The sequence below is a fragment of the Serratia sp. BFP-2025 genome (genome assembly GCF_050880365.1).
Lineage (GTDB): Bacteria > Pseudomonadota > Gammaproteobacteria > Enterobacterales > Enterobacteriaceae > Serratia > Serratia surfactantfaciens.
The window spans coordinates 129,433-152,764 of the sequence record NZ_JBPAFV010000002.1 but is presented as its reverse complement, the minus strand read 5'-3'; the positions used below and the strand labels follow the sequence as shown (position 1 = coordinate 152,764).

Sequence of the window (23,332 nt, the reverse complement as noted above, 5' to 3'; positions counted from 1 at the left end):
AGATGATGAGCGATAAAATCACGGTTGGCGAGGCGATAGCCCAGACTCTGGAACAGTACGCGGTGTCGGCGATGTACGGCATCATTTCGATTCATAATCTGCCGATCGCCGATGCGGTGGGGCAGCGCGATAAGATCCGTTTCGTGCCGGCGCGCGGCGAAGCGGGGGCGGTCACCATGGCCGACGCGCACGGGCGCTTCTCCGGCCTGGGCGTGGCGTTGACCAGCACCGGTGCCGGCGCCGGCAACGCGGTGGGGGCGATGATTGAGGCGCTCAACGCCAACACGCCGCTGTTGCATATCACCGGCCAGGTGGAGAAAGCCTATCTTGACGCCGACGCCGGCTTTATTCATGAAACCCGCGATCAGCTCGGCTTCCTGCGCGCCTGCTCCAAGCGCGCTTATCGGGTCAATTCGCCTGAGCAGGCGGTGGCGGTGATCCAGCGGGCGATCCTGGATGCGCAAACCGTGCCCTGCGGCCCGGTGGCGGTCGAGATCCCGATCGATATTCAAAGCAGCCTGGTTTCCCGTTCGGTGCTGAGCGAACCGTTGGCGCCGGCGCCATTGCCGAAGGCGGATGATGCGGCGGTGGAGCGGCTGCATCAGCGGTTGAAACAGGCCAAGCGTCCGCTGCTGTGGTTAGGCGGCGGCGCCTTGGCCTGCGGCGACGCGGTGCGCAAGCTGGCGGACGCCGGCGTGGCGGTAATCTCCAGCACCCACGGGCGCGGCATTCTGCCGGACAGCCATCCACGTAGCCTGCGGGCGTTCCATAACTCACCGAGCATCGAAGCGATCCTGACGCAGTGCGATCTGACGCTGGTGGCCGGTTCGCGCCTGCGCAGTAATGAAACCCGCACCTGGACGCTGCCGCTGCCGCGCCCGCTGGTGCAGATCGACATTGATCCGGCGGCGGCCAACCGCAATTACCTGGCCGATGAGCAGGTCAACGGTGACTGCGTCGCGCTGCTGACGGCGCTGGCGGCGCGGCTGGCCCCCGGCGAGAAGGTCAACGCCGAGTGGGATGCCGAGATCGCCGGAGCGGTGCGGCAGGCGGAGAACGCGCTGCGTCAGCAGTCCGGTGAATACGCCAAACTCAATGACGCCATCGACGCCGCGCTGCCGCAGGATGGATTGCTGGTGCGCGATATCACCGTTTCCGGCAGCGTCTGGGGCAGCCGTTTGTTCCGCGCGATCTCGCCGCTGTGCAACATTCACTCGCTGGCGGGCGCCATCGGCATGGGGCTGCCGATGGCCATCGGCACCGCGATTGCCAACCCGCAGCGCAAGGTGGTGGGGCTGGTGGGCGACGGCGGTCTGGCGCTGGGCCTGGGCGAGCTGGCGACCATGGCGCAGGAACAGGTGAATATCACCCTGCTGATCATGAACGACGGCGGCTATGGCGTGATGCGCGGCATTCAGGACAAGTACTTCGCCGGGCGCCAGTATTACAACGAGCTGCACACGCCGGCCTTCACCCAGATCGCCGAAGCGATGGGGCTGAAAGCCTGGAAGGTGGAAGCTGCGGCGCAGTTCAACGGCGTGTTGGCCGAGGCGATCAACTACCCGGGGCCGTCGGTGGTCGAGGTGGACATGAAGCAGGTCGGGCCGCTGAACTTCGCCGGGCCGCCGCAGAAAACGCTGTATTGAGACGGAAAAAAACGCCCGGCAATCGCCGGGCGTTCTCGCGGTTATTTCTCTGCCGCGATGCGATCGCGAATGTGCTGCGCGCGCGCTTGGGAAGAAGGGTGATCGTCGAACAGGCTGCTCTGGCGGCCGGCTTCCATCTGGGCCAGCTTCTCGAAGCTGGTGGCCAGACCGTTCGGATCGATGCCGCGTTTTTTCAGCAGATCGAACGAGTAATCATCCGCTTCGCTTTCCTGCTTCTGCGAGAACTGGGCGCTGACCAGCTTCTCGCCGATGTCTGCCAGCTGCGACTGCGACAGTGAACCGATGACGCCGCCGGCGGAGGACGCCGCGGTGCGCAGCGCCACGGTGCCGTAAGCCACCTGCATCGCCTTGCGGGTGTGGCCCAGCGCCACGTGGCCCATTTCGTGGCCCAGCACGCCTTCCACTTCGTTGTCGTTCATCATGTCCATCAGGCCGCTGTAAACGCGGATGCAGCCGTTGGCCATCGCCCAGGCGTTGACGTCTTTGGTCACGTAGACCTTGTAGTTGGCCGGGGTGCCGTTGATGTTGTCGCCCAGCGCCGCGGCGATTTTGTTGAGGCGCTTGGCGTAGGTGCTGTCGGCCGGCGCGATTTGTGCCTTGCTGTCCATCTCGGCGCAGGATTTATCACTCAGGGCCTTAACGTCGTTGTTGCTCAGGGTCGCCGCCTGGAACGCCTGCGCGCCGGACTGCATCAAGGTTTCGGTGTTCAGGTTTTGACAGCCGGTTGCCAAGGTGGCAATGCCCAACGCAATCAAAGAGGTACGGATCTTCATAACGCCATCTTCCTGTGAAGGTAACAAGGTAAAAAAGTCATTTTGCTTGGAGGAAATCTTGTCGCAAGAGCCTAGTGTACGCCAGCCGGGGCGAGAATAGTGTTATTCCGAAAAAGCGTCCAATCGTGCTAATAAGTGGTGAACTCGCTCTCATTTGGCATTAGGGATTGCCGTTGTGATGTGGAGTCTGAGAAAATAGGGAACTTGACTGCTTTTTTTATCCGACCTGGAGTAAAACATGTCCTCTCGTAAAGAGCTTGCCAACGCCATCCGCGCACTCAGCATGGACGCCGTACAAAAAGCAAATTCCGGCCACCCGGGTGCCCCTATGGGCATGGCGGACATCGCCGAAGTCCTGTGGCGTGACTACCTCAACCACAACCCGACTAACCCGCACTGGGCTGACCGCGACCGTTTCGTGCTCTCCAACGGCCACGGCTCCATGTTGATTTACAGCCTCCTGCACCTCACCGGCTACGACCTGCCGATGCGCGAGCTGGAGAACTTCCGTCAGCTGCATTCCAAAACCCCGGGCCACCCGGAGTACGGCTACACCCCGGGCGTTGAGACCACCACCGGCCCGCTGGGCCAGGGTATCGCCAACGCCGTCGGCTTCGCCATCGCCGAACGCACCCTGGCGGCGCAGTTCAACCGCCCTGGCCACGACATCGTCGACCACCACACCTACGCCTTCATGGGCGACGGCTGCATGATGGAAGGTATCTCGCACGAAGTCTGCTCCCTGGCCGGCACCCTCAAGCTCGGCAAGCTGACCGCTTTCTACGATGACAACGGCATCTCCATCGACGGCCACGTCGACGGCTGGTTCACCGACGACACCGCCCTGCGTTTCGAAGCCTACGGCTGGCACGTGGTGCGCAACGTCGACGGCCACAACCCGGACGCCATCAAGGCGGCGATTGAAGAAGCCCGCAAGGTGACCGACAAGCCGTCGCTGCTGATGTGCAAGACCGTTATCGGTTTCGGTTCGCCGAACAAGGCCGGCACCCATGACGTGCACGGCGCCGCGCTGGGCGCAGCTGAAGTGGCCGCCACCCGCGAAGCGCTGGGCTGGAAATACGCCGCCTTTGAAATCCCGCAGGACATCTACGCCCAGTGGGACGCCAAAGAAGCCGGTCAGGCCAAGGAAGCGGCCTGGAACGACAAGTTCGCCGCCTACGCCAAGGCCTTCCCGGAGCAGGCTGCCGAGTTCAAGCGCCGCATGAACGGCGAGCTGCCGGCCGACTGGAAAGCCGACGCCAAAGCGTTCGTGGAAAAACTGCAGGCCAACCCGGCCAACATCGCCAGCCGCAAGGCGTCGCAGAACGCGCTGGAAGCGTTCGGCAAGGTGCTGCCGGAGTTCCTGGGCGGCTCCGCCGACCTGGCGCCGAGCAACCTGACCATGTGGTCCGGCTCGAAAGCGCTGAACGTTGACCCGGCGGGCAACTACATTCATTACGGCGTGCGCGAGTTCGGCATGACCGCCATCACCAACGGCATCGCGTTGCACGGCGGCTTCCTGCCGTACTCGGCGACCTTCCTGATGTTCGTGGAATACGCCCGCAACGCGGTGCGCATGGCGGCACTGATGAAGCTGCGCAACGTGTTCGTCTACACCCACGACTCCATCGGTCTGGGCGAAGACGGCCCGACCCACCAGCCGGTGGAGCAGCTGGCGAGCCTGCGCGTGACCCCGAACATGAGCACCTGGCGCCCGTGCGACCAGGTGGAATCGGCGGTGGCGTGGCAGTACGGCATCGAGCGCAACGACGGCCCGACCACGCTGGTGTTCTCGCGCCAGAACCTGACCCAGCAGCCGCGCACCGCAGAGCAGCTGGCGAACGTGTACCGCGGCGGCTACGTGCTGAAAGACTGCGCGGGCACGCCGGACGTCATCCTGATCGCCACCGGCTCCGAAGTGGGCATCACGGTGGAAGCGGCGGACAAACTGACCGCGGCGGGCCGCAAGGTGCGCGTGGTGTCGATGCCGTCGACCGATGCGTTCGACAAGCAGGATGCGGCGTACCGCGAGTCGGTGCTGCCGGCGGCGGTAACGGCGCGCGTGGCGGTGGAAGCGGGTATCGCGGACTACTGGTACAAGTACGTGGGGCTGAACGGCGCCATCGTGGGCATGACCACCTTCGGTGAGTCGGCGCCGGCGGAGCAGCTGTTCGCCGAGTTTGGCTTCACCGTGGACAACGTGGTGGCCAAGGCGCAGGCGCTGCTGAAGTAAGCCGCCTGGCGTCAGCCGATAAAAAAGCCGGTCATCATGACCGGCTTTTTTTATGGACGAAACCTGCGCTTACGACGCGGCGTTGGCGCTTTCGACGCTGCGCAACCGGTCATAAGCCGCCGCCAGCAACAGCACCAACAGCGTCGGCTGCAGCCAGACCAGGCCCTGTTCGGCCAGCGGCAGCGTGTCGAACCAGGCGGGCAGCAGGCCGCTGAAGCTGGAGGAATTCAGACCGTCGGCCAGGCCGAACGCCAGGCTGGTGGCGATCACCGGCGCGAAGACACGTTTGGCGCTGCGCCAGCGGTTCTGGCTGAAGCTGAGCAACACCAGCGCGATGCAGGGCGGGTAGATCGCCGTCAACACCGGCAGCGAGACGCGGATCAGATTGGTCAGCCCCATGTTGGAAACCAGCATGGCGAAGAGGGCGAGCAGGACCACCAACGTGCGATAAGAAAGCGGCAGGTAGCGGGAGAAGAAGTCCGCGCAGGCGCAGGTCATGCCGACCGCCGTCACCAGGCAAGCGATGAACATCAGCACCGCCATAAAGACACTGCCCAGATCGCCGAAGGTGTGCTGCACATAGGCGTGCAGGATCGCTGCGCCATCCTGAGCGCCGCTCCCGACCAGGCTGCCGCTGCCGGCGCCGAGCTTGAACATGCAGATATAGACCAGCGTCAGGCCGACACCGGCGATCAGGCTGGCCCACAGGGTATAACGCAGCAGCAGGCCGCTGTCGCTGACGCCGCGTGAACGGGCGGCGGTGACGATAATGGAGCCGAACATCAACGCCGACAGCGTATCCATGGTTTGATAACCCTGTACGAAGCCGGTGGAAAACGCCGATGTCTGATAGCTGCCGACGGCGGAGAGCGGCGCGCCGGCGGGCCAGATCAGGGCGGCGATGCCGAGCGCAGCCAGCGCCAGAATTTTCAGCGGTGCCAGAATATGACCGACGTTATCGAGCAGGCGACCGGGATACAGCGAGACGATCATCGCCAGGGTAAAGAACAGCAGGCTATAGATGAACTGCGGCAGGGCGCCGTCGCCGGTGAAAGGCGCGATGCCGAGAGCGAAAGAGACATTGGCGGTTCGCGGCGTGGCGAACAGCGGGCCGAGCGCCAGGTAGCAGACGGTCGCCAGCAGCAGGCCGGCGCGGCGGCCGATTGGGCCGGTCAGCAGGCTGATGCTGCCGCCGACGCGCGCCAGCGCGATCACGGCGATCACCGGCAGAGCGACGGCGGTCACCATAAAGCCGAGGGCGGCCGACCACAGATGCTCACCGGACTGCAGTCCCACCAGCGGTGGGAAAATGATGTTGCCGGCGCCGACAAACAGGGCGAAGGTCATAAAGCCCAGGGCGATAATGTCTTTCGAGGATAATTTCTTGGTCATAACGGTATGGCACTGCCTGTATTCATGAAATAAACGGCCTGGCTGCAGAGGACAGGCGCGTAGGGCAGCGAGCGCCCGCAAAAATTTTCGTCCGGCAGGATATAATAATTCGGCGATAAAAACCTGATTAATGCAGCGCCGTTTATCCTGGCGTGAACCGGCCGCCCATGATGAATAACGGCGGCCGGCAAGGCGCTGCGGGCGTTGCGTCAGCTTGCGCGCGCCACCATGTCTATCGACAGCGGGATTTCGATATGCGGTTTGAAAGAGTCGTAGGCGAAAGAAACGTGGCCGTCTTCGACCGGTTTGCGGGTGAAGAAGATCAGCATGTCGCGGGTCGAATCTTTACGCTTGTCCTGCGCTTCCACCGGCGAGAGGCTGTGTTTGCGCTCGTGGTCGACGATCAGCAGGGTGTCGAGGAAATGCCGGTGCTGTATTTCTCCCAGAATCAGCTCTCGCCGGGCCTGATCGAATTTGATGCCGCTGGTTTCGCGCATATCGTGAATAAAAGTCTTGGCGCTGTCGGCGGTCATGTTGTCGCAGCCGAGGAAAGTTGTCATGGTGTGGTCGACGCCGTCGCTGTGCACGCCCTCCAGCGCCGGTTCGCCCAGCATCTGCGGCGTGGTGACGGTGCGCAGGTTGAATACGGTGCAGACGAACTTGTTGATATCCTGATTAAGCCGGGCGCGAGGCGTCACGCTTACGCCGTCGATCACATAGGCTTTGAATTTCATCAGCGCCTGAAAGGCCGTATTCAGCTGCAGATCGTCGTTGATGCCGCGAAAATGGCGGACCTGGCCAGAATCGTAGCGGATGAAGTCTTCCTCGACGGAAAGCACGAACGGCTGGAACTCCAGCCGTTCGATTTGGGCGCGATCGAAGTCGAAACAGAAGCGGCCGTTTCTGGACTTGCGGAAAGGCAGCGTGGGGTCGTCCGCCAGATTGCCGCTGACCTGCTGCAGCTTGGCGAAATCTTCCGGCCGTGCGCCCAGCGCCAGCAGAATCTCTTGCATGGTGTCGCCGGGGATAAAGGCTGAGCGGTGTTCCTGGTAGGCCTTCTTAACTTCATCAAGCAGGGATAACTGTCGCATTTCTCGGTTGCCTCACGAATGATGTGGCGGTTATGAAATCTTGCTGCCAATTTCGACATCGAAATCGGGTTTCAGCAAGACAGTGCCTTGATCCCTGGTGACCGCGGCAAGTACCAACACTTCGGATTTAAATCCGGCAACCCGTCTGGCGGGGAAATTAACGACGGAGATGACTTTTCTGCCGAGCAGTTCATCTTCCTTATAGTTCTCGCATAATTGCGCCGAGCTGTTTTTAATGCCAATGTCCTCACCGAAATCAATACGCAGTTTATAGGCGGGCTTTAGCGCCTTATCGTTATATTCCACGGAAATAATTTCGCCGATACGCATATCCAGCTTCATAAAATCAGTGATTTCGGCCATGGGACAGTCCGGTTAATTAAGTGGCTTCAGGAAGGCTAGCAAAGGGAAATTATCCCGGCAATGTGGCTAATGGAGAGATATTCTTCGACTGATGTAGCAATTAATTTACATTTATGTAACCTGATGGGGTTAATTATAAGCTTTGTAAATTATATAAAATTGAAACCTCCTTATTTTCGGATGATTAGGGCGAGTACGTTGGTATGAGCGCTGCGCCAACGCTGTTAAGACAGTGTTAAATTGGTTAGTATGCTTGGCAGTAATTCATCAATCGCATTTGTTCAGGTAGTGACATGGAAATAACCCACAATGCAAAACGCGATCGGCGTCAGGCATTTATCGCGCCGTTTTTCCTGATATTAATTTGGTCGACGGGATTTATCGCCGCGCGGGCGGTGGCGGATCATGCCGATCCCAACCTGTTCCTGACCTTTCGCTTTTTGATCGCCGCGGCGGTATTCGCTCTGCTGGCGCTGCATTGCGCCTGGCCCAAGGGGCGCCAGTTCGTCATGCACTTGCTGACCGGCATGCTGATGAACGGCGTTTACCTCGCCGCAAGCTGGTGGGCGGTGGCGAACGGCCTGGCGGCTGGGGTGATGTCGCTGATCGGCGGCTTGCAGCCGCTGTTCACCGCGCTGATTTTCGCGCTGGTGCTGCGCAAACCGATAGGATTGCGCTCCTGGGCCGGGTTAGCCGTCGGTTTTATCGGCGTTGCGCTGGTGCTTTCCCCCCGGCTGACCGGCATCGACGTCGGCAATATGGCGCTGCTGCCAATCCTGATGGGCTTTGGCAGCATCGTTGCGCTGACGATCGGCATCATGGTGCAGAAGTCTTCGCTGGCGGCGGCCGATCTGCGGGCGGCGGGCGCTATTCAGCATCTCGGCGCGGCGATCGTGACCGGCGTATTGGCGGCCGTGATGGGCTCCGGTGCCTGGGATAATTCGCCAACGCTGTGGTTCTCGCTGCTGTGGTCGGCCGGCGTCTTGTCGCTGGGCGGCACCGCGCTGTTCATCTGGATGGTGCGCCACGGCGATTTGACTCGCATTACCGCGCTGATGCTGCTGGTACCGCCGGCGGCGGCGCTGCAGGCTTACGCGCTGTTTGGCGAGTCGCTGTCGCTGGTGCAGTTGGCGGGTTTCGTCCTGACGCTGCTGGGGGTCGCCATCGTACAGCGAATTCGCCTGCTGCGGCGCTCTCGCCTGGCAGAATAGTCTGCGACAGTCAGTACCGCAAAGCCCGCGCTGTCGGGCTTTTTCATTGTTTGAAAATCGTCCAACCTCACAAAACCGAAAGATAACAAAGCAACGCCGTTGCCTCGTCGTGCTTATTAACTATATGTTAATTTTTGGTTTGTTAAATGTTATCAGGGGATGGATGATGATGAAAAGAATCAGCGCTACCGTGGCTGCAATCACCTTACTGGGTTCCGTTTCCGCCTATGCGGCCTTCCCGGCGGGTTACCCCGCCGACTATCAGAAGCTGGTCGACGGCGCGAAGAAAGAAGGCAAGGTGGTGATTTACTCGACCACCGACACCAAGGCGGCAGCGCCATTGATCCAGGGGTTTGAGGCGTTGTATCCGGGCATCAAGGTCGAATACAACGACATGAACAGCACCGAGCTATATAACCGCTTTATCAGCGAGCAGGCGGCCGGCGGCACCAGCGGCGACGTGGTGTGGAGCTCGTCGATGGACACCATTTTGAAACTGGCGGGCGATTACGCGCAGGAATACGCCTCCCCCGAGCAGGCTCAACTGCCGAAATGGGCGGTATGGCAAGAGAAAGTGTATGGCACGACCTATGAGCCGGTGGTGTTTATCTATAACAAACGCCTGATCCCGCAAGGGGATGTGCCGGATTCGCATGCGGCGCTGGCCAAGCTGATCGCCGGCCAGACGGACAAATTCAAGAAGAAAGTCACCACTTACGACATCGAAAAATCCGGCGTCGGCTTCATGCTGTCGGTGCAGGACTTCAAGGCCGATCCCAACTACTTCAAAACGCTGGCTGACGTGGCCAAGGGCGGGCTGGCGGTGCAATCCTCCACCGGCACCATGATGGAGCGCGTCTCTTCCGGTGAAAACCTGATCGGTTTCAATATCCTTGGCTCGTACGCCGAGGCGCGCGCCAAGAGCGATCCGTCGCTTGGCATCGTCTATCCGAAAGACTACACCCTGGTGCTGTCGCGCGTGAGCTTCATCAGCAAAGAGGCCGGCAACCCTAACGCCGCCAAGCTGTGGTTCGACTACGTGCTGTCGGAAAAAGGGCAAAATATCCTCGCCAACCAGGCTGACATTCCCTCGATCCGCAACGATATCGAAGGCAAGAACGACATCGACGGCATGACCAAGCTGCTGGGCAATGCGCTCAAGCCGATTCCGGTCGACGACAGCCTGCTGGAATATCTGCAGCCGGCCAAGCGTCTCGACTACATCAAACAATGGCGCGCCGCGGCGGCGAAATAACAGGGACTGCATTCGGACGCGCGCCTGTCGCACCGGCGCGCGCCCTTTGGTCGTCGTTTACAACCATAGGGAGCATTTATGCAAGCATGGCGCAGAAAGTGGCAGAGCCTGCCGCGCGGCCTGGTGGTGTTGATAACCGCGCTGGTTATCTATGTCCCCCTGTCGTTTATCATCATTCAAAGCTTCCTCTCGGCTCCGTTTTTCTCCCCTTCCAAGGTCTTCAGCCTGGAGGCCTTCGAGTTCATCTTTACCGATCCGGATTTCTACAAGGCGCTGAGAAGCGGCTTTATTCTGGCATTCGGTCTGGTGATCATCGCCATCCCGCTCGGCGGCATTTTGGCCTTCCTGATGGTGCGCACCGATCTGCCGGGGCGGCGGATCATCGAACCGCTGATTCTGGTGCCGATCTTCGTGTCGCCGATGGTGCTGGGCTTCGGCTATGTGGTGGCGGCGGGGCCGGTGGGCTTCTTCTCACTGTGGGCGGAGGCGTTGTTGGGCTTCGTGCCGTGGAACATCTATTCGATGGCCAGCATTGTGGTGATCGCCGGGTTAACGCACGTGCCCCACGCCTACCTGTACATCTCCTCGGCGCTGCGCAGCGTGGGTTCTGACGTTGAAGAAGCGGCGCGCACCGCCGGCGCTACACCGCTGCAGGTGATGACCGCCGTCAGCCTGCCGATGGTGCGGCCGTCTATCCTGTACGCCGGGGTGCTGCTGTTCTTCCTCGGGCTGGAAGTGTTCGGCCTGATGCTGGTGCTGGGCGATCCGGAAGGCAACCTGGTGCTGGCGACCTACCTGTACCAGTTGACCAACAAGCTGGGCACGCCGTCTTACCATCTGATGGCGGCGGTAGCGGTGGTGCTGATCTGCATCACCATTCCGCTGGTGATGCTGCAGCGCCGGCTGATGCGCACCGCCAACCGCTTCGTCACCGTCAAGGGCAAAGCCTCGCAGGCTCGTGCGTTGCCGCTCGGCAAATGGCGCTGGGTGGCCGGCGCGGTGGTGGTGTTCTGGCTGACCATCACCATCGGCGTGCCGCTGATCGGCGTGGTGCTGCGGGCCTTTATCTCCAACTGGGGCGTGGGCGTGTCTGTCTGGGACGAACTGTCGATCAACACCTTCCGCACCATCTGGGCGCAGCCCAACCTGCTGCGCGCCATCGTCAACTCGATGGCGATCGGGGTGATCGGCGGGGCGCTGGCGGTGGCGTGTTACCTGTTTATCGGCATCGCCATGCACCGCAAGCCGGATGGCGCCACGCGCTTCCTCGACTACAGCGTGCTGGTGCCGCGTGCGGTGCCGGGGCTGTTGGCCGGTCTGGCGTTCCTGTGGGTGTTTCTGTTCCTGCCGATGTGGCTGGACAAATCGCTCAAGGAAGGGTGGCTGTCGGCGCTGCCGATGGCCGAGTGGCTGCGTGAGAACGGGATTGTCTGGCTGCGTTCGCTGCGCAGCACCATCTTCAGCGTCTGGCTGGCGTACACCGTGGTGTGGATGGCCTATGGGTTGAGACTGATCTCTTCCACGCTGCTGCAGGTGGGGCCGGAGCTGGAGGAGGCGGCGCGCAGCGCTGGCGCCAGCCGCGGCCAGATCACCCGCCACGTGACCATTCCGCTGTCGCGCTACGGCCTGATCGGCTCCTGGCTGCTGATGTTTCTGATCTTTGAACGCGAATATTCCACCGGGGTGTATCTGCTGTCTCCGGGCACGGAAACCATCGGCTCGATGCTGGTTTCCCTGTGGGCCGCGGGCGCTATCGATATCGTCGCCGCGCTGTCGTTCATCAATATCCTGCTGGTGGTGCTGGGGTTAGGGATCGCCTTGCGCTTTGGAGTGAAATTACATGATTGAACTTTCGGTAGAGAATCTGCATTTGACCTATGGCGACAACCCGGTGCTGAAAGGGGTGTCGATGGATCTCAAACGGGGCGAAGTGGTCTCGTTGCTGGGCCCGTCGGGTAGCGGCAAAACCACGCTGCTGCGGGCGGTGGCCGGGCTGGAGAAACCGAGCCAGGGACGGATCGTCATCGGCAACAGCGCGGTGTACAACGGCAGCGCGCGCAGCGAAATTCCCGCCGAAGAGCGCAATCTGGGGCTGGTGTTTCAGTCCTACGCCCTGTGGCCGCATAAAACGGTGTTTGAGAACGTCGCTTACCCGCTGAAGCTGCGTAAGACCGGCTCGGCGGAGATCGCCCAGCGGGTACAGGCGGTGCTGGATCAGCTCGGGCTGGGGCATTTAGCCAAGCGCCACCCGCACCAGCTTTCCGGCGGCCAGCAGCAGCGCGTGGCGATCGGCCGCGCACTGGTCTACAACCCACCGGTGATCCTGCTGGATGAGCCGCTGTCCAACCTCGACGCCAAGCTGCGTGAAGAGGCGCGGGTATTCCTGCGTGAACTGATCATCAAACTGGGTCTGTCGGCCCTGATGGTGACTCACGATCAAAACGAGGCGATGGCCATCTCCGATCGCATCCTGCTGCTCAATAACGGCAAAATCGAGCAGCAGGGCACGCCGCAGGAGATGTACGGCTCGCCCACTACGCTGTTCACCGCCGAGTTCATGGGCAGCAACAACCGCTTGCCGGGCAAGATCGTGGCGCTGGAAGGCGATCGGGCGCGTATCGAAGGCAAGGATTGGGCGCTGTGGGGCAAAGCGGGCGCAGGCGTGCAGGTTGGCCAGGAGGGGACGGCGGTGATCCGCGTGGAACGCGTGCGGTTGGGCGAAGATCCGCAGGGCAACCAGCTTGAGCTGCCGTTGCTGACCAGCATGTATCTCGGCGATCGCTGGGAATACCTGTTCCGCACCGTGGCCGAAGATTTCGTGGTGCGCGCCTACGGCCACGAGGCGCGCGAGCAGGCGCTGTGCCGGCTCTCCCTGCCGGCCGAGCATCTGTGGATATTCCCGAAAGCCTAATCAGGACGCCCGCTGATGCGGGCGCTTCGTTTACAGATCCAGCACCAGCCGGCTGCCTTTGGCGCGTGAGCAGCAGATCAACAGGGTTTGCTGCGCTGCGCGCTCTTCGTCACTGAGATACTGATCGCGGTGATCGGCTTCCCCTTCGACGATGCGGGTTTCACAGGTGCCGCAAATGCCTTCGCGGCACAGGCACTCAACCTTGGCCGCCTTGCTGTTTTCCAGCGCCTGCAGGATGGTCATGTCTTCCGCCACTTCAAGCTCAACGCCCGAGCGAGCCAGCACCAGCGTAAAGGCGCCGCCCGCCGTGTTTTCGGCGGCAAAGGCCTCGCTGTGTAAACGCGCCGGGTTAATGCCCAGTTCGGCGGCGATCTGGTAAACCGCTTCGTTCAGCGCCGCTGGGCCGCAGACGTAAATATGAGCGCCGGGTTCCACGTCGGCCAGCGTGCGCGCCAGATCCAACCGGCCGTTAAGGCTGGAGACATGGCAACTGACGTGGTCGGCGAACGGCGCTTGCATCAGCTGTTGCTGAAAGGCGTTGTGTTCCTCGCTGTGGAAACAATAGTGCAGATGATAGAGTTGCCCACTGCGCTGCAGCTCGTGCAGATGGGCCATAAACGGCGTGATGCCGATGCCGCCGGCGATCAGCACGTGATGCTGCGCCTCCGGCGCCAGCGCGAACAGGTTATTCGGGGTGCTGATGGTCAGCGCATCGCCGACTGCGAGGCGGTCGTGCATGAAGTCGGAACCGCCTTTGGAAGGGGATTCGCGTCGGACGGCAATCTGATAATGTTCGAGCTCGAACGGCGAGCTGAGCAGCGAATAGGCGTTGCTGTAGCGCCGCTCGCCGTCCTGCATCTGCACGATGATGTGGCTGCCGCCGCTGAAGGCGGGCAACGGCCGGCCTTGGGGATCCGCCAGGGTAAAGCGCTTGACCTGTGCGGTGACGGTTTCGATGTCGACGACGCGAACATCAAGCATCTGATAGCTGGTCATTCATTGGCTCCAAAGCGCGGGCGTCCCCGCGCATGAAAAAGTTATACCGCCTGGCACAGGTATTTGAGCTCCAGATAGTCTTCGATGCCGTATTCGGAGCCTTCGCGCCCCAGGCCCGACTGTTTCACCCCGCCGAAAGGCGCCACTTCGTTGGAGATAAGCCCGGTATTGATGCCGACCATGCCGTACTCCAGCCGTTCCGAAACGCGCCAGATGCGCGCCGCATCGCGGGTGTAGAAGTAGGCGGCCAAGCCGTAGATGGTATCGTTGGCCTGGCGAATCGCCTCGGCCTCGTCATCGAACACCACCAGCGGCGCGACCGGGCCGAAGATCTCTTCTTCCAGCAGCAGTGAGCCGGGCTGCACGTCGCCCAGCACCGTCGGGGTGAAGAAGTTGCCGCCCAGCGCGTGCGGCGTGGCGCCGGTCAGCACCTGGGCGCCTTTGCTCAGCGCATCATCGAGTAGCTCGAGCACCTTGTCGCGCGCCTTGCGGTTGATCAGCGGGCCTATTTGCACGCCCGGTTCGAAGCCGTTGCCGACCTGCAGCGCCGCTACCCGGGCGACAAATTTTTCGGCGAACTGGGTGTAAACGCCGCGTTGTATGTAGAACCGGTTGACGCACACGCAGGTCTGCCCGGCGTTGCGGTATTTGGCGATCAGCGCGCCTTCCACCGCGGCATCGATGTCCGCATCGTCAAACACGATGAACGGCGCGTTGCCGCCCAGTTCCAGCGATACCTTCTTGATGGTGTCCGAGCTCTGGCGCATCAGCAGCCTGCCCACCGGCGTGGAACCGGTAAAGCTGAGTTTGCGCACCTGCGGGTGGCGGGTCAGCTCGGCGCCGATCGCCTGCGAGTTGCCGGTCACCACGTTGAACACCCCGGCGGGAATGCCGGCGCGCTCGGCCAACTCGGCCATCGCCAGCGCCGAGTAAGGGGTCTCGTTGGCGGGTTTGACCACCAGCGTACAACCGGCCGCCAGCGCCGGCGCGGCCTTGCGGGTGATCATCGCCGCCGGGAAGTTCCACGGCGTGATCGCCGCGCACACGCCGATGCCTTGCTTCAGCACCATCAGGCGTTTGTCGCTGCTCGGCGAAGGAATGATGTTGCCGTTGGTGCGCTTGGCCTGTTCGGCGAACCATTCGATAAAGGAAGCGGCGTAGCGGATCTCGCCCAGCGACTCCGCCAGCGGTTTGCCTTGTTCCAGCGTCATCAGGCTGGCCAGATCCTGCTGGTGTTCCAACATCAGTTCGAACCAGCGGCGCAGCAGCTGGGCGCGCTGTTGCGCCGGCAGCGCGCGCCAGCCTTCCAGCGCTTGCTGAGCGGCGTCGATCGCCCGTTGGGTTTCGGCCGTCGCCATATTGGGCACGCTGCCGATGAGTTGGCCGGTGGCAGGATCGCTCACCGGCAGCGTTTCCTGGTTGTCGGCGTCGCGCCACTGGCCGTTGATGTAGGCCTGTTGACGCAGTAGCGCCCGATCGGAAATATTCACAAAGAACCTCACAAGTCAGGGAAAGGGGCCTGTGAGCCCCGTCGCATCAGGGTTGATAAACCTGCGCCAGCAGATTGTGGAAGTGGGCGATGCCGTGTTCGCTGACGCCGCTGCCGGCGCCGTCGGCCATGATGCGCCCCTGCCCGCGATAGCCGCGCGATTTGAGGCCTTTTTGCACGCTCTCCACCAGCCGCAGGTCTTCCGGGCGGAACACGTCGCGGTACCAGTCGATCAGCTTGAGCTGCTCCTCGCTCAACTCGGCGTTGGTAAAGTAGATGTCGTAGTGCTGCAGGGTGGTTTCCGCATCGACCGGGAATTCGTAAATCACCGTCATCATGCCTTCCAGCGGCGGCATGTTGAACATGGTGCACGGCCACAGCCAGATGCCGTGGAAGCTGGCTTCTTTGCCCTCTTCAAACTTGAACGACTGCTCTGAAGGGCGGGCGTAGCCGAACTGCAGCGTCCAGTTGCCGTGCAGGGTGTGCCAGTAGCGATCGACCTGCACCGAGTCGGCGAAGCCGGGGTGTGCCGGGCCACAGTGGTAGCACTCGAGGTAGTTGTCGACGATGTTCTTCCAGTTGGCCGGGGTGCGGGTGACGAAGCGCGCCGCCAGCTTGAGATCGTCGACCTGCGGGCAGGCTTCGCGCACTTTGGCGCCGAGGCCCGGCAGCTGGTCTTCTACCGTGCCGGCCTGCGAGTCCAGATTGACGTAGATAAACCCGGCGTATTCTTCGACCCGCACCGGCATCAGGTGCGAGTTTTCTTTATCGAAGTTCTGCACGTTTTCACAGTTGCGCGCGTGCGCCAGCTCGCCGTCCAGCTTGAACGCCCAGGCGTGGTAAGGGCAGGTGATGACGTTTTTCGCCCGGCCGTCACCCGCCAACAGCTGGTGGCCGCGGTGCGGGCAGACGTTGTAAAAGGCGCGCAGCACTTTGTCGCGGCCGCGCACCACCAGAATGTTTTCGCCGATGATCTCGCGGGTAATGTAGTCGTTCGGTGCGGCGAGCTCGCTGCGGTGTGCCACGCAGATCCAGCTGGTGGCGAACACCTGCTCTTTTTCGTGCTCGAACGCCGCCTGGTGGGTATAGAAGCGGGCCGGAATGGTGTAAGCCTCGCGGGCGTCGGCGCAGAAATCTTTCGGTAAGGTAAATTCAGGGATCAGAGTGCTCATAAGTTAACCTTCCTCTTTCTTATTGTCATTTCGCCATAGGGCGTGGTTGATACGACGATGGAGCGGAGAGTTCGGCGGCCGGCGGCGCCTCGGGCAGCGCCGGCGGGCTGCTTTCGATCAGGTGCGCCGGAATGGCCGCGTAGTCCTGCTTCAGCCAGCGGGCGAAGCCGTAGGTTTTCACCAGCAGCACCAGCAGGAACGGCAGTGCGGTCAGGATCACCGTGGTTTTCATGGTGTCCAGCGAAGCGCCGGTGAACAGGATCGACAGCGGGATCAGGGTGATCACTACGCACCAGAACAGGCGCAGCATCGGGCTGGGATCTTGCCCTTCCTGCAGGTTGCGGGTGCTGGTGGCGGCCATGGTGTAGGCCACGGCGTCCATATGGGAGGCCAGGAAAATGATCATGATGAACAGATAGGCGGCCAGGAACAGCTTGCCGAGCGGCAGCGCCGTCAGCAGCATCTGCACGGCGGTTTCGCCGCCCTGGGTGCTGAGGATCTCCGGCACGTTGAGCTGCCCGCTGATGAACTGGTGCATGGCGTAACTTTCCAGCGAGCCGAAGAAGAACCAGCAGCCGAGGGTACTGCCGAGCAGCAACGCCCAGATCACCTCTTTAATCTTGCGGCCGCGCGAGACGCGGGTGACGAACATCGCCACGCCGGGAGTATAGGAGATCCACCACAGCCAGTAGAACACCGTCCAGCTGCGGCTGAAGCTGCCGTCGCCCATCGGGTCGGTGAACAGGCTCATCTGCAGGAAGTTTTGCGCCGTCAGGCCGATGGCGTTGATGGTGTTGTTGATGGTGAACTCGGTCGGGCCGACCAGCAGCACCAGCCCGGCGAAGGCGAAGGCGCCCCAGCCGACCATTTTGCTCAGGCGCTGCATACCGCCGTCGATGCCGATGTAGGAGCTGAGACAGAAGATCACCGCCGCCAGCAGGATCACCGTTGCCTGTACCGTGAAGTTATCCGGGATGCCGGTCAACGCCGTCAGCCCGCGGGTAAAGGTGGAGGCGGTCAGCACCAGCGAAATGGTGAGGGCGCCGACGGTGGCGACCAGGAAAATCAGATCCACCATCCGCCCGATCGGGCCGTTGGCGCGCACGCCGGTGATGGCGGAAATGATCCCCGACAGGCTGAGCCCTTTGTTCTTACGCACGTGGAAGTGGTAGGCCATGATCAGCGAAGCGAGGGCATAGGTCGCCCAGGCGCTCAGGCCCCAGTGGAAGAAGGAGTAGCTGATGCTGTATTCCAGCGCCTTTGGGGTGCGCGGCGCGATGTTCAGCCCCGGCGTCTGGTAATAATACGCCCACTCCATCACCCCCCAATACAGGGTGGACGAGCCGAGGCCAGCGCAGATGAACATGAACAGCCAGGCCAGCGTGGAGTATTGCGGTTTGCCTTCGCCGAGGCGGATGTTGCCGTATTTGCTCAACGCCAGATACAGCACCACCAGCAGGGCGATCAGCACCAGGATTTGAATGGTTGAACCGAACAGCCGGGTGACGCCGTTGAAAATGGTGTTGGCGATAAGCGCGGATTGAGCCGGAAAGAGCATCAGGCAAATGGCGATCAGCGCAATACTGCACAGGCTGATGGCGATGAGCGTGACATCCTTTTTAGGGGTGCTCTGCATGGGAGTGAACTCCTGTTATCGGTGGTGGGCCGGTGCGCGAAGCGTAGGGGGGCGCCCGGGCCTTATTGGTTGGAACCCTTTGTTTTGTTACACCGCGAGGAGCAAACGCCCCGGCTGAACGCCGCCGGGAATATTTACTCTTCATTAACATTTTCGAGTGTGCACAAATTACAGGAGGGCCACAATTGGGGCATCTGTAAAAGGATAAAACACAGTATGTAAACAATTTGTTGTGATCTTGACCGGGGTATTGGCGTGCTTTCTGCGGTGGTTTTCAGCGGATTTGCGGCGGCGATCGAAGCGGAAAAACGGACGTGGCGAAGCAGGGCGCGAAAGAGCGCCCTGCGCGGGAAAATCAACGGCGTTTAGCGTTGCAGCAGGGCGGCGATCGCCTGGCCGACTTGTTGGGTGGAGGCGTCGCCGCGCATGTCCGGCGTGCGCGGCCCGTCGGCGATGATGCGTTCGATCGCCTGCAGGATGCCATCGTGCGCCTGGCGGTAGCGGGTATCGCCGTCGCCGAGGAAGTCCAGCATCATCGCACCGCTCCATATCATGGCGATCGGGTTGGCGATGTTCTTGCCGAAAATGTCCGGCGCCGAACCGTGCACCGGCTCGAACAGCGACGGGAAGTTGCGTTCCGGGTTCAGGTTGGCCGACGGCGCGATGCCGATGGTGCCGGTACAGGCCGGGCCGAGATCCGACAGGATATCGCCGAACAGGTTGGAAGCCACCACCACGTCGAAGCGTTCGGGGTTCAGCACGAAGCGCGCGCACAGGATATCGATGTGCTGTTTATCCCAGGCGATATCAGGGTATTGGCGCGCCATCTCCGCCACGCGCTCATCCCAGTACGGCATGCTGATGGCCATACCGTTGGACTTGGTGGCGGCGGTCAGACGCTTGCGCGGGCGCTGCTGCGCCAGCTCAAAGGCGTATTTCAGGATGCGGTCCACGCCCTGACGGGTGAACACCGACTCCTGGATCACCATTTCGCGTTCGGTGCCTTCGAACATCCGCCCGCCGAGCGAGGAGTATTCCCCTTCGGTATTTTCGCGCACCACGTAGAAATCGATGTCGCCCGGCTGCTTGTTCGCCAGCGGGCAGGGCACGCCGGGAAACAGCCGCACCGGGCGCAGGTTGACGTATTGCTCGAAGTCGCGGCGAAATTTCAGCAGTGAACCCCACAGCGAAATGTGGTCGGGCACCGTGTCCGGCCAGCCGACGGCGCCGAAATAGATGGCGTCGAAGCCCTTGAGCTGTTCAAACCAATCGTCCGGCATCATCTGGCCGTGGTGCTGGTAGTAGTCGCAGCTGGCCCACTCGAAGGTGTCGAATTCCAACGACAGATCCCAGCGCGCCGCCGCTGCCTGCAATACCCGTATGCCTTCCGGCAACACTTCCCGTCCGATACCGTCCCCGGGGATAGCGGCAATCTTGTAAGTTTTGCTCATACAGAGGTCTCATTTGTAGGTAGGGGAGATTGACAACACTGTTATCCTATAATTGACTAACTGTTAATCAATCGCGAAAACGGTGAAACATAAAACACGAATCATGAATAATATGCCGATCCTGAGTGACCTGCGGGTGTTCGTGCTGGTGGCGCGCCGCGCCGGGTTCGCCGCCGCCGCCGAAGAGCTGGGCGTTTCGCCGGCCTTTATCAGCAAGCGCATCGCGCTGTTGGAGAAGGCGCTGGACGTCTCGTTGCTGCACCGCACCACGCGGCGGGTGGCGATCACCGAAGACGGCGAACGCATCTACGAATGGGCGCAGCGCATTCTCAACGATGTCGATCAGATGATGGACGAACTGTCCGAAGTGCGCCAGGCGCCGCAGGGCATGCTGCGCGTGGTCAGTAGCTTCGGCTTCGGCCGGCGTTTCGTGGCGCCGGCGCTATCGGCGCTGGCCAGGGAGTATCCGCAGCTGGAACTGCGACTCGACGTGTCCGATCGGCTGGTGGATCTGATCAGCGAAGGATTCGATCTGGATATCCGCATCGGCGACGATATCGCCCCTAATCTTATCGCGCGCAAGCTGGCGGACAATCAGCGCATTCTGTGCGCTTCGCCGGCGTACCTGCAGCGCCACGGCGTGCCGAAAAGCCCGGCGGAGCTGGCGGGCCGCGCCTGCCTGGTGATCAAGGAGCGCGACCACCCGTTCGGGCTGTGGCGGCTGCAGGGGCCGGGCGGCGAAGAGACGGTAAAGGTGACGGGGGCGCTGGCGTCGAACCACGGCGAAATCGTGCACCAGTGGTGCCTGGACGGGCAGGGCGTCGCGCTGCGTTCCGCCTGGGACGTGAAAGAGAACATCGACAGCGGCCGGCTGATGCATATCCTGCCGGAGTACTATCAGCCGGCCAACATCTGGGCGGTATACGTGTCCCGGCTGGCAACGTCGGCGAAAGTGCGGGTGACGGTCGAATTTTTGCGCGACTATTTCCGCGAGCACTATGGCGAAACGGGGGCGGCAGGTGAAAATTCGTCGCGCCCTTGAGGCCAAAAATGTGCGCCAGATCATCTTATGCTCGTAAAACTCCTCTCCGTTACTTGTGGAACTGTTGCTCCTGTTCCTTTTGCCAAAACTTTGGTTTATGCTCAGCTGAAGCGTTTCAGTTGAGGCACTCTTCAACAGAAACGCCGATGTGACGGCGGCGAAAAGCCGCTGAAGCGCGGGAATAATGCAAACGCGGCGATTCACAGCGGGCGGTGCGATCCACTACTCTATGCGGGTTAGTGAGACAACCAGTCAGCGCCGGCCCGGCGCCGGTGAATCAGCCCGGCGGGGAAGGCCCTTTTTCAGGAGCAGCATGACCATCCGCATAGCGATAAACGGCTTTGGCCGCATCGGCCGCAGCGTATTGCGCGCACTGTACGAATCGGGACGACGGGCGGAAATCTCCGTGGTGGCGATCAACGAGCTGGCGAACGCCGAGGGCATGGCCCATCTGCTGAAGTACGACTCCAGCCACGGCCGCTTCGCCTGGGATGTGCGGCAAGAGTGCGACACGCTGAGCGTCGGGGATGACGCGATTCGCCTGTTGCATCAGCCGGCGGTGGAGCAGTTGCCCTGGGGCGAGCTGGGCGTCGATGTGGTGCTGGACTGCAGCGGCGTGTACGGCAGCCGGGCAGATGGCGAGGCCCATCTGGCGGCGGGGGCGAAGAAAGTGCTGTTCGCCCATCCGGGCGGCAACGATCTGGACGCCACCATCGTGTTCGGCGTCAACCATCAGACGCTGCTGGCGGAGCATCGCATCGTGTCCAACGCTTCGTGCACCACCAACTGCATTATTCCGGTGATCAAGCTGCTGGACGACGCTTACAGCATCGAGTCCGGCACCGTGACCACCATTCACTCGGCGATGAACGATCAGCCGGTGATCGACGCGTATCACGCGGATTTGCGGCGCACCCGCGCGGCGAGCCAGTCGATCATTCCGGTCGACACCAAGCTGGCTGCGGGCATCACCCGTATCTTCCCGCAGTTTTGCGATCGCTTCGAGGCTATCTCGGTACGCGTGCCGACCATCAACGTGACGGCTATCGATCTGAGCGTCAGCGTCAGCGCCGCGGTAAAGGTGGCGGAGGTCAACCAGCTGTTGCAAAAGGCCGCAAGGGAATCATTTCGTGGTATAGTTGACTACACGGAATTACCATTGGTCTCGATCGATTTTAACCATGACCCGCACAGCGCTATCGTCGACGGTACGCAGACCCGGGTCAGCGGGCAGCACCTGATAAAGACCTTGGTCTGGTGCGACAATGAATGGGGCTTTGCCAATCGGATGTTGGATACAACACGGGCAATGGCCGCCAGCGGTTTCTAGTACGGCGGCGCCGGCGTGATTGGCGCGCTGCTCAGGCAATTTTATAGAGATTCAATAAAGAGGGTTCACCATGTCTGTAATTAAGATGACCGATCTGGATCTGGCGGGTAAACGCGTACTGATCCGCTCCGATCTGAACGTGCCGGTAAAAGACGGTAAAGTGACTTCCGACGCGCGTATCCGCGCTTCCCTGCCGACTATCGAAGCTGCGCTGAAGCAAGGCGCCCGCGTGATGGTAACCTCCCACCTGGGTCGTCCTACCGAAGGCGAGTACAACGAAGAATTCTCCCTGCTGCCTGTGGTCAACTACCTGAAAGATCACCTGAAATCTCCAGTGCGTCTGGCGAAGGATTATCTGGATGGCGTCGACGTCGCCGAAGGCGAACTGGTGGTGCTGGAAAACGTTCGCTTCAACAAGGGCGAAAAGAAAGACGACGAAACCCTGTCCAAGAAATACGCGGCGCTGTGCGACGTGTATGTGATGGACGCGTTCGGTACCGCGCACCGCGCGCAGGCTTCCACCCACGGCGTGGGCAAGTTCGCGCCAGTCGCCTGTGCCGGCCCGCTGCTGTCCGCTGAGCTGGAAGCGCTGGGCAAGGCTCTGGGCAACCCGGCCCGTCCGATGGTCGCTATCGTGGGCGGTTCTAAAGTCTCCACCAAACTGACCGTGCTGGATTCTCTGTCCAAAATCGCCGATCAGCTGATCGTCGGCGGCGGCATCGCCAACACCTTCGTGGCGGCGCAGGGCAACAACGTGGGCCAGTCTCTGTACGAACCTGATCTGATCCCGAACGCGCAGAAACTGCTGGAAACCTGCGACATTCCGGTTCCGACCGACGTGCGCGTCGCGACCGAATTCTCCGAAACCGCGACCGCGACCGTGAAGCAGGCCAACGAGATCCAGGACAACGAGCAAATTCTGGATATGGGCGACGTCTCTGCCGAGCGTCTGGCCGTTATCCTGAAGAACGCCAAGACCATTCTGTGGAATGGCCCGGTTGGCGTATTCGAGTTCCCTAACTTCCGTAAGGGCACCGAAATTGTCGCCCGCGCGATCGCCGATAGCGACGCTTTCTCCATCGCTGGCGGCGGCGACACTCTGGCAGCCATCGATCTGTTCGGTATCGCTGACAAAATTTCCTACATCTCCACCGGCGGTGGCGCATTCCTGGAATTCGTTGAAGGGAAACCGCTGCCTGCAGTCGTGATGCTGGAAGAGCGCGCTAAGCAGTAATTCAGACAACGGGAGGCGAAAGCCGCCCGTTTGTTTTATACCGCGCGGCACAGGCTGCGCGGCGTGAAAACATCGATTTACATCCA

At 61.4% G+C, this 23,332-nt stretch carries 18 protein-coding genes; 9 read left to right on the top strand and 9 right to left on the bottom strand.

The genetic code is table 11. The annotated features are described in order from the left end of the window. Positions 1 to 5 precede the first annotated feature (5 nt). Positions 6 to 1,646: a thiamine pyrophosphate-binding protein gene (locus ACRAWE_RS16205; RefSeq protein ID WP_432525687.1), complete on the top strand. Its 1,641-nt coding sequence runs from the start codon at positions 6 to 8 to the stop codon at positions 1,644 to 1,646. Between the two features lie 41 nt (positions 1,647 to 1,687). Here the strand turns inward: ACRAWE_RS16205 and ACRAWE_RS16200 are convergent, their stop codons facing one another. Beyond that, on the bottom strand, positions 1,688 to 2,440 hold the full coding sequence (locus ACRAWE_RS16200) for a M48 family metallopeptidase (protein ID WP_019456034.1): 753 nt from the start codon (positions 2,438 to 2,440) through the stop codon (positions 1,688 to 1,690). 238 nt (positions 2,441 to 2,678) lie between these two features. On the opposite strand from ACRAWE_RS16200, the gene tkt reads away from it, so the two are divergent. After that, positions 2,679 to 4,673, top strand: a complete 1,995-nt coding sequence (gene tkt, locus ACRAWE_RS16195; protein WP_049274185.1) for a transketolase — start codon at positions 2,679 to 2,681, stop codon at positions 4,671 to 4,673. Between the two features lie 69 nt (positions 4,674 to 4,742). On the opposite strand, the gene brnQ is transcribed toward tkt, so the two are convergent. The 3 genes from brnQ to ACRAWE_RS16180 all read right to left on the bottom strand — a co-directional run bounded on the left by brnQ (position 4,743) and on the right by ACRAWE_RS16180 (position 7,519). Further along, positions 4,743 to 6,065 (bottom strand): branched-chain amino acid transport system II carrier protein, encoded by a 1,323-nt coding sequence (gene brnQ / locus ACRAWE_RS16190; RefSeq protein ID WP_432525618.1) that lies wholly within the window; start codon positions 6,063 to 6,065, stop codon positions 4,743 to 4,745. 209 nt (positions 6,066 to 6,274) lie between these two features. Further along, on the bottom strand, positions 6,275 to 7,156 hold the full coding sequence (locus ACRAWE_RS16185) for a 2OG-Fe dioxygenase family protein (protein WP_432525617.1): 882 nt from the start codon (positions 7,154 to 7,156) through the stop codon (positions 6,275 to 6,277). Between the two features lie 30 nt (positions 7,157 to 7,186). After that, positions 7,187 to 7,519, bottom strand: a complete 333-nt coding sequence (locus ACRAWE_RS16180) for a tRNA-binding protein (RefSeq protein WP_432525616.1) — start codon at positions 7,517 to 7,519, stop codon at positions 7,187 to 7,189. A 293-nt stretch (positions 7,520 to 7,812) separates the two neighbouring features. On the opposite strand from ACRAWE_RS16180, the gene ACRAWE_RS16175 reads away from it, so the two are divergent. The 4 genes from ACRAWE_RS16175 (at position 7,813) to ACRAWE_RS16160 (ending at position 12,896) form a co-directional block, all read left to right on the top strand. Further along, on the top strand, positions 7,813 to 8,730 hold the full coding sequence (locus ACRAWE_RS16175; RefSeq protein WP_197668319.1) for a DMT family transporter: 918 nt from the start codon (positions 7,813 to 7,815) through the stop codon (positions 8,728 to 8,730). A gap of 166 nt (positions 8,731 to 8,896) precedes the next feature. Next, positions 8,897 to 9,985 carry an ABC transporter substrate-binding protein gene (locus ACRAWE_RS16170; protein WP_025160204.1) on the top strand — a complete coding sequence of 363 codons (1,089 nt, stop codon included), beginning with the start codon at positions 8,897 to 8,899 and terminating at the stop codon, positions 9,983 to 9,985. A gap of 78 nt (positions 9,986 to 10,063) precedes the next feature. Beyond that, complete coding sequence (locus tag ACRAWE_RS16165) at positions 10,064 to 11,833, top strand: ABC transporter permease (protein ID WP_019455607.1); 1,770 nt, start codon at positions 10,064 to 10,066, stop codon at positions 11,831 to 11,833. Further along, positions 11,826 to 12,896, top strand: a complete 1,071-nt coding sequence (locus ACRAWE_RS16160; RefSeq protein ID WP_019455608.1) for an ABC transporter ATP-binding protein — start codon at positions 11,826 to 11,828, stop codon at positions 12,894 to 12,896. The genes ACRAWE_RS16165 and ACRAWE_RS16160 overlap by 8 nt, the downstream gene beginning before the upstream one ends. 30 nt (positions 12,897 to 12,926) lie before the next feature. On the opposite strand, the gene ACRAWE_RS16155 is transcribed toward ACRAWE_RS16160, so the two are convergent. From ACRAWE_RS16155 to ACRAWE_RS16135, 5 genes are all read right to left on the bottom strand, one after another. Beyond that, a complete protein-coding gene (locus ACRAWE_RS16155) occupies positions 12,927 to 13,892 on the bottom strand; it encodes a PDR/VanB family oxidoreductase (protein WP_432525615.1) in 966 nt (321 codons plus the stop codon). 41 nt (positions 13,893 to 13,933) lie between these two features. After that, positions 13,934 to 15,382, bottom strand: coding sequence for an NAD-dependent succinate-semialdehyde dehydrogenase (locus tag ACRAWE_RS16150; protein WP_063917988.1), 1,449 nt, complete (start codon positions 15,380 to 15,382; stop codon positions 13,934 to 13,936). 46 nt (positions 15,383 to 15,428) lie between these two features. Beyond that, positions 15,429 to 16,553 carry an aromatic ring-hydroxylating oxygenase subunit alpha gene (locus ACRAWE_RS16145; RefSeq protein WP_432525614.1) on the bottom strand — a complete coding sequence of 375 codons (1,125 nt, stop codon included), beginning with the start codon at positions 16,551 to 16,553 and terminating at the stop codon, positions 15,429 to 15,431. 25 nt (positions 16,554 to 16,578) lie between these two features. Then, positions 16,579 to 18,189: a BCCT family transporter gene (locus ACRAWE_RS16140; protein ID WP_063917986.1), complete on the bottom strand. Its 1,611-nt coding sequence runs from the start codon at positions 18,187 to 18,189 to the stop codon at positions 16,579 to 16,581. 365 nt (positions 18,190 to 18,554) lie between these two features. Continuing rightward, a complete protein-coding gene (locus tag ACRAWE_RS16135) occupies positions 18,555 to 19,640 on the bottom strand; it encodes a tartrate dehydrogenase (protein ID WP_019455613.1) in 1,086 nt (361 codons plus the stop codon). Between the two features lie 82 nt (positions 19,641 to 19,722). On the opposite strand from ACRAWE_RS16135, the gene ACRAWE_RS16130 reads away from it, so the two are divergent. From ACRAWE_RS16130 to pgk, 3 genes are all read left to right on the top strand, one after another. Next, positions 19,723 to 20,682: a LysR substrate-binding domain-containing protein gene (locus ACRAWE_RS16130; RefSeq protein ID WP_366515367.1), complete on the top strand. Its 960-nt coding sequence runs from the start codon at positions 19,723 to 19,725 to the stop codon at positions 20,680 to 20,682. A gap of 313 nt (positions 20,683 to 20,995) precedes the next feature. Beyond that, a complete protein-coding gene (epd, locus tag ACRAWE_RS16125; RefSeq protein ID WP_004931582.1) occupies positions 20,996 to 22,012 on the top strand; it encodes an erythrose-4-phosphate dehydrogenase in 1,017 nt (338 codons plus the stop codon). 70 nt (positions 22,013 to 22,082) lie between these two features. Continuing rightward, on the top strand, positions 22,083 to 23,246 hold the full coding sequence (gene pgk, locus ACRAWE_RS16120; RefSeq protein WP_025160206.1) for a phosphoglycerate kinase: 1,164 nt from the start codon (positions 22,083 to 22,085) through the stop codon (positions 23,244 to 23,246). The last annotated feature ends 86 nt before the right edge of the window (positions 23,247 to 23,332 follow it).

Bases quoted from the DNA above. Each gene is read 5' to 3' on its own strand.
- ACRAWE_RS16205 (WP_432525687.1), top strand. From the start codon at position 6: ATGAGCGATAAAATCACGGTTGGCGAGGCGATAGCCCAGACTCTGGAA.
- ACRAWE_RS16200 (WP_019456034.1), bottom strand. From the start codon at position 2,440: ATGAAGATCCGTACCTCTTTGATTGCGTTGGGCATTGCCACCTTGGCA.
- tkt (WP_049274185.1), top strand. From the start codon at position 2,679: ATGTCCTCTCGTAAAGAGCTTGCCAACGCCATCCGCGCACTCAGCATG.
- brnQ (WP_432525618.1), bottom strand. From the start codon at position 6,065: ATGACCAAGAAATTATCCTCGAAAGACATTATCGCCCTGGGCTTTATG.
- ACRAWE_RS16185 (WP_432525617.1), bottom strand. From the start codon at position 7,156: ATGCGACAGTTATCCCTGCTTGATGAAGTTAAGAAGGCCTACCAGGAA.
- ACRAWE_RS16180 (WP_432525616.1), bottom strand. From the start codon at position 7,519: ATGGCCGAAATCACTGATTTTATGAAGCTGGATATGCGTATCGGCGAA.
- ACRAWE_RS16175 (WP_197668319.1), top strand. From the start codon at position 7,813: ATGGAAATAACCCACAATGCAAAACGCGATCGGCGTCAGGCATTTATC.
- ACRAWE_RS16170 (WP_025160204.1), top strand. From the start codon at position 8,897: ATGATGAAAAGAATCAGCGCTACCGTGGCTGCAATCACCTTACTGGGT.
- ACRAWE_RS16165 (WP_019455607.1), top strand. From the start codon at position 10,064: ATGCAAGCATGGCGCAGAAAGTGGCAGAGCCTGCCGCGCGGCCTGGTG.
- ACRAWE_RS16160 (WP_019455608.1), top strand. From the start codon at position 11,826: ATGATTGAACTTTCGGTAGAGAATCTGCATTTGACCTATGGCGACAAC.
- ACRAWE_RS16155 (WP_432525615.1), bottom strand. From the start codon at position 13,892: ATGACCAGCTATCAGATGCTTGATGTTCGCGTCGTCGACATCGAAACC.
- ACRAWE_RS16145 (WP_432525614.1), bottom strand. From the start codon at position 16,553: ATGAGCACTCTGATCCCTGAATTTACCTTACCGAAAGATTTCTGCGCC.
- ACRAWE_RS16140 (WP_063917986.1), bottom strand. From the start codon at position 18,189: ATGCAGAGCACCCCTAAAAAGGATGTCACGCTCATCGCCATCAGCCTG.
- ACRAWE_RS16135 (WP_019455613.1), bottom strand. From the start codon at position 19,640: ATGAGCAAAACTTACAAGATTGCCGCTATCCCCGGGGACGGTATCGGA.
- epd (WP_004931582.1), top strand. From the start codon at position 20,996: ATGACCATCCGCATAGCGATAAACGGCTTTGGCCGCATCGGCCGCAGC.
- pgk (WP_025160206.1), top strand. From the start codon at position 22,083: ATGTCTGTAATTAAGATGACCGATCTGGATCTGGCGGGTAAACGCGTA.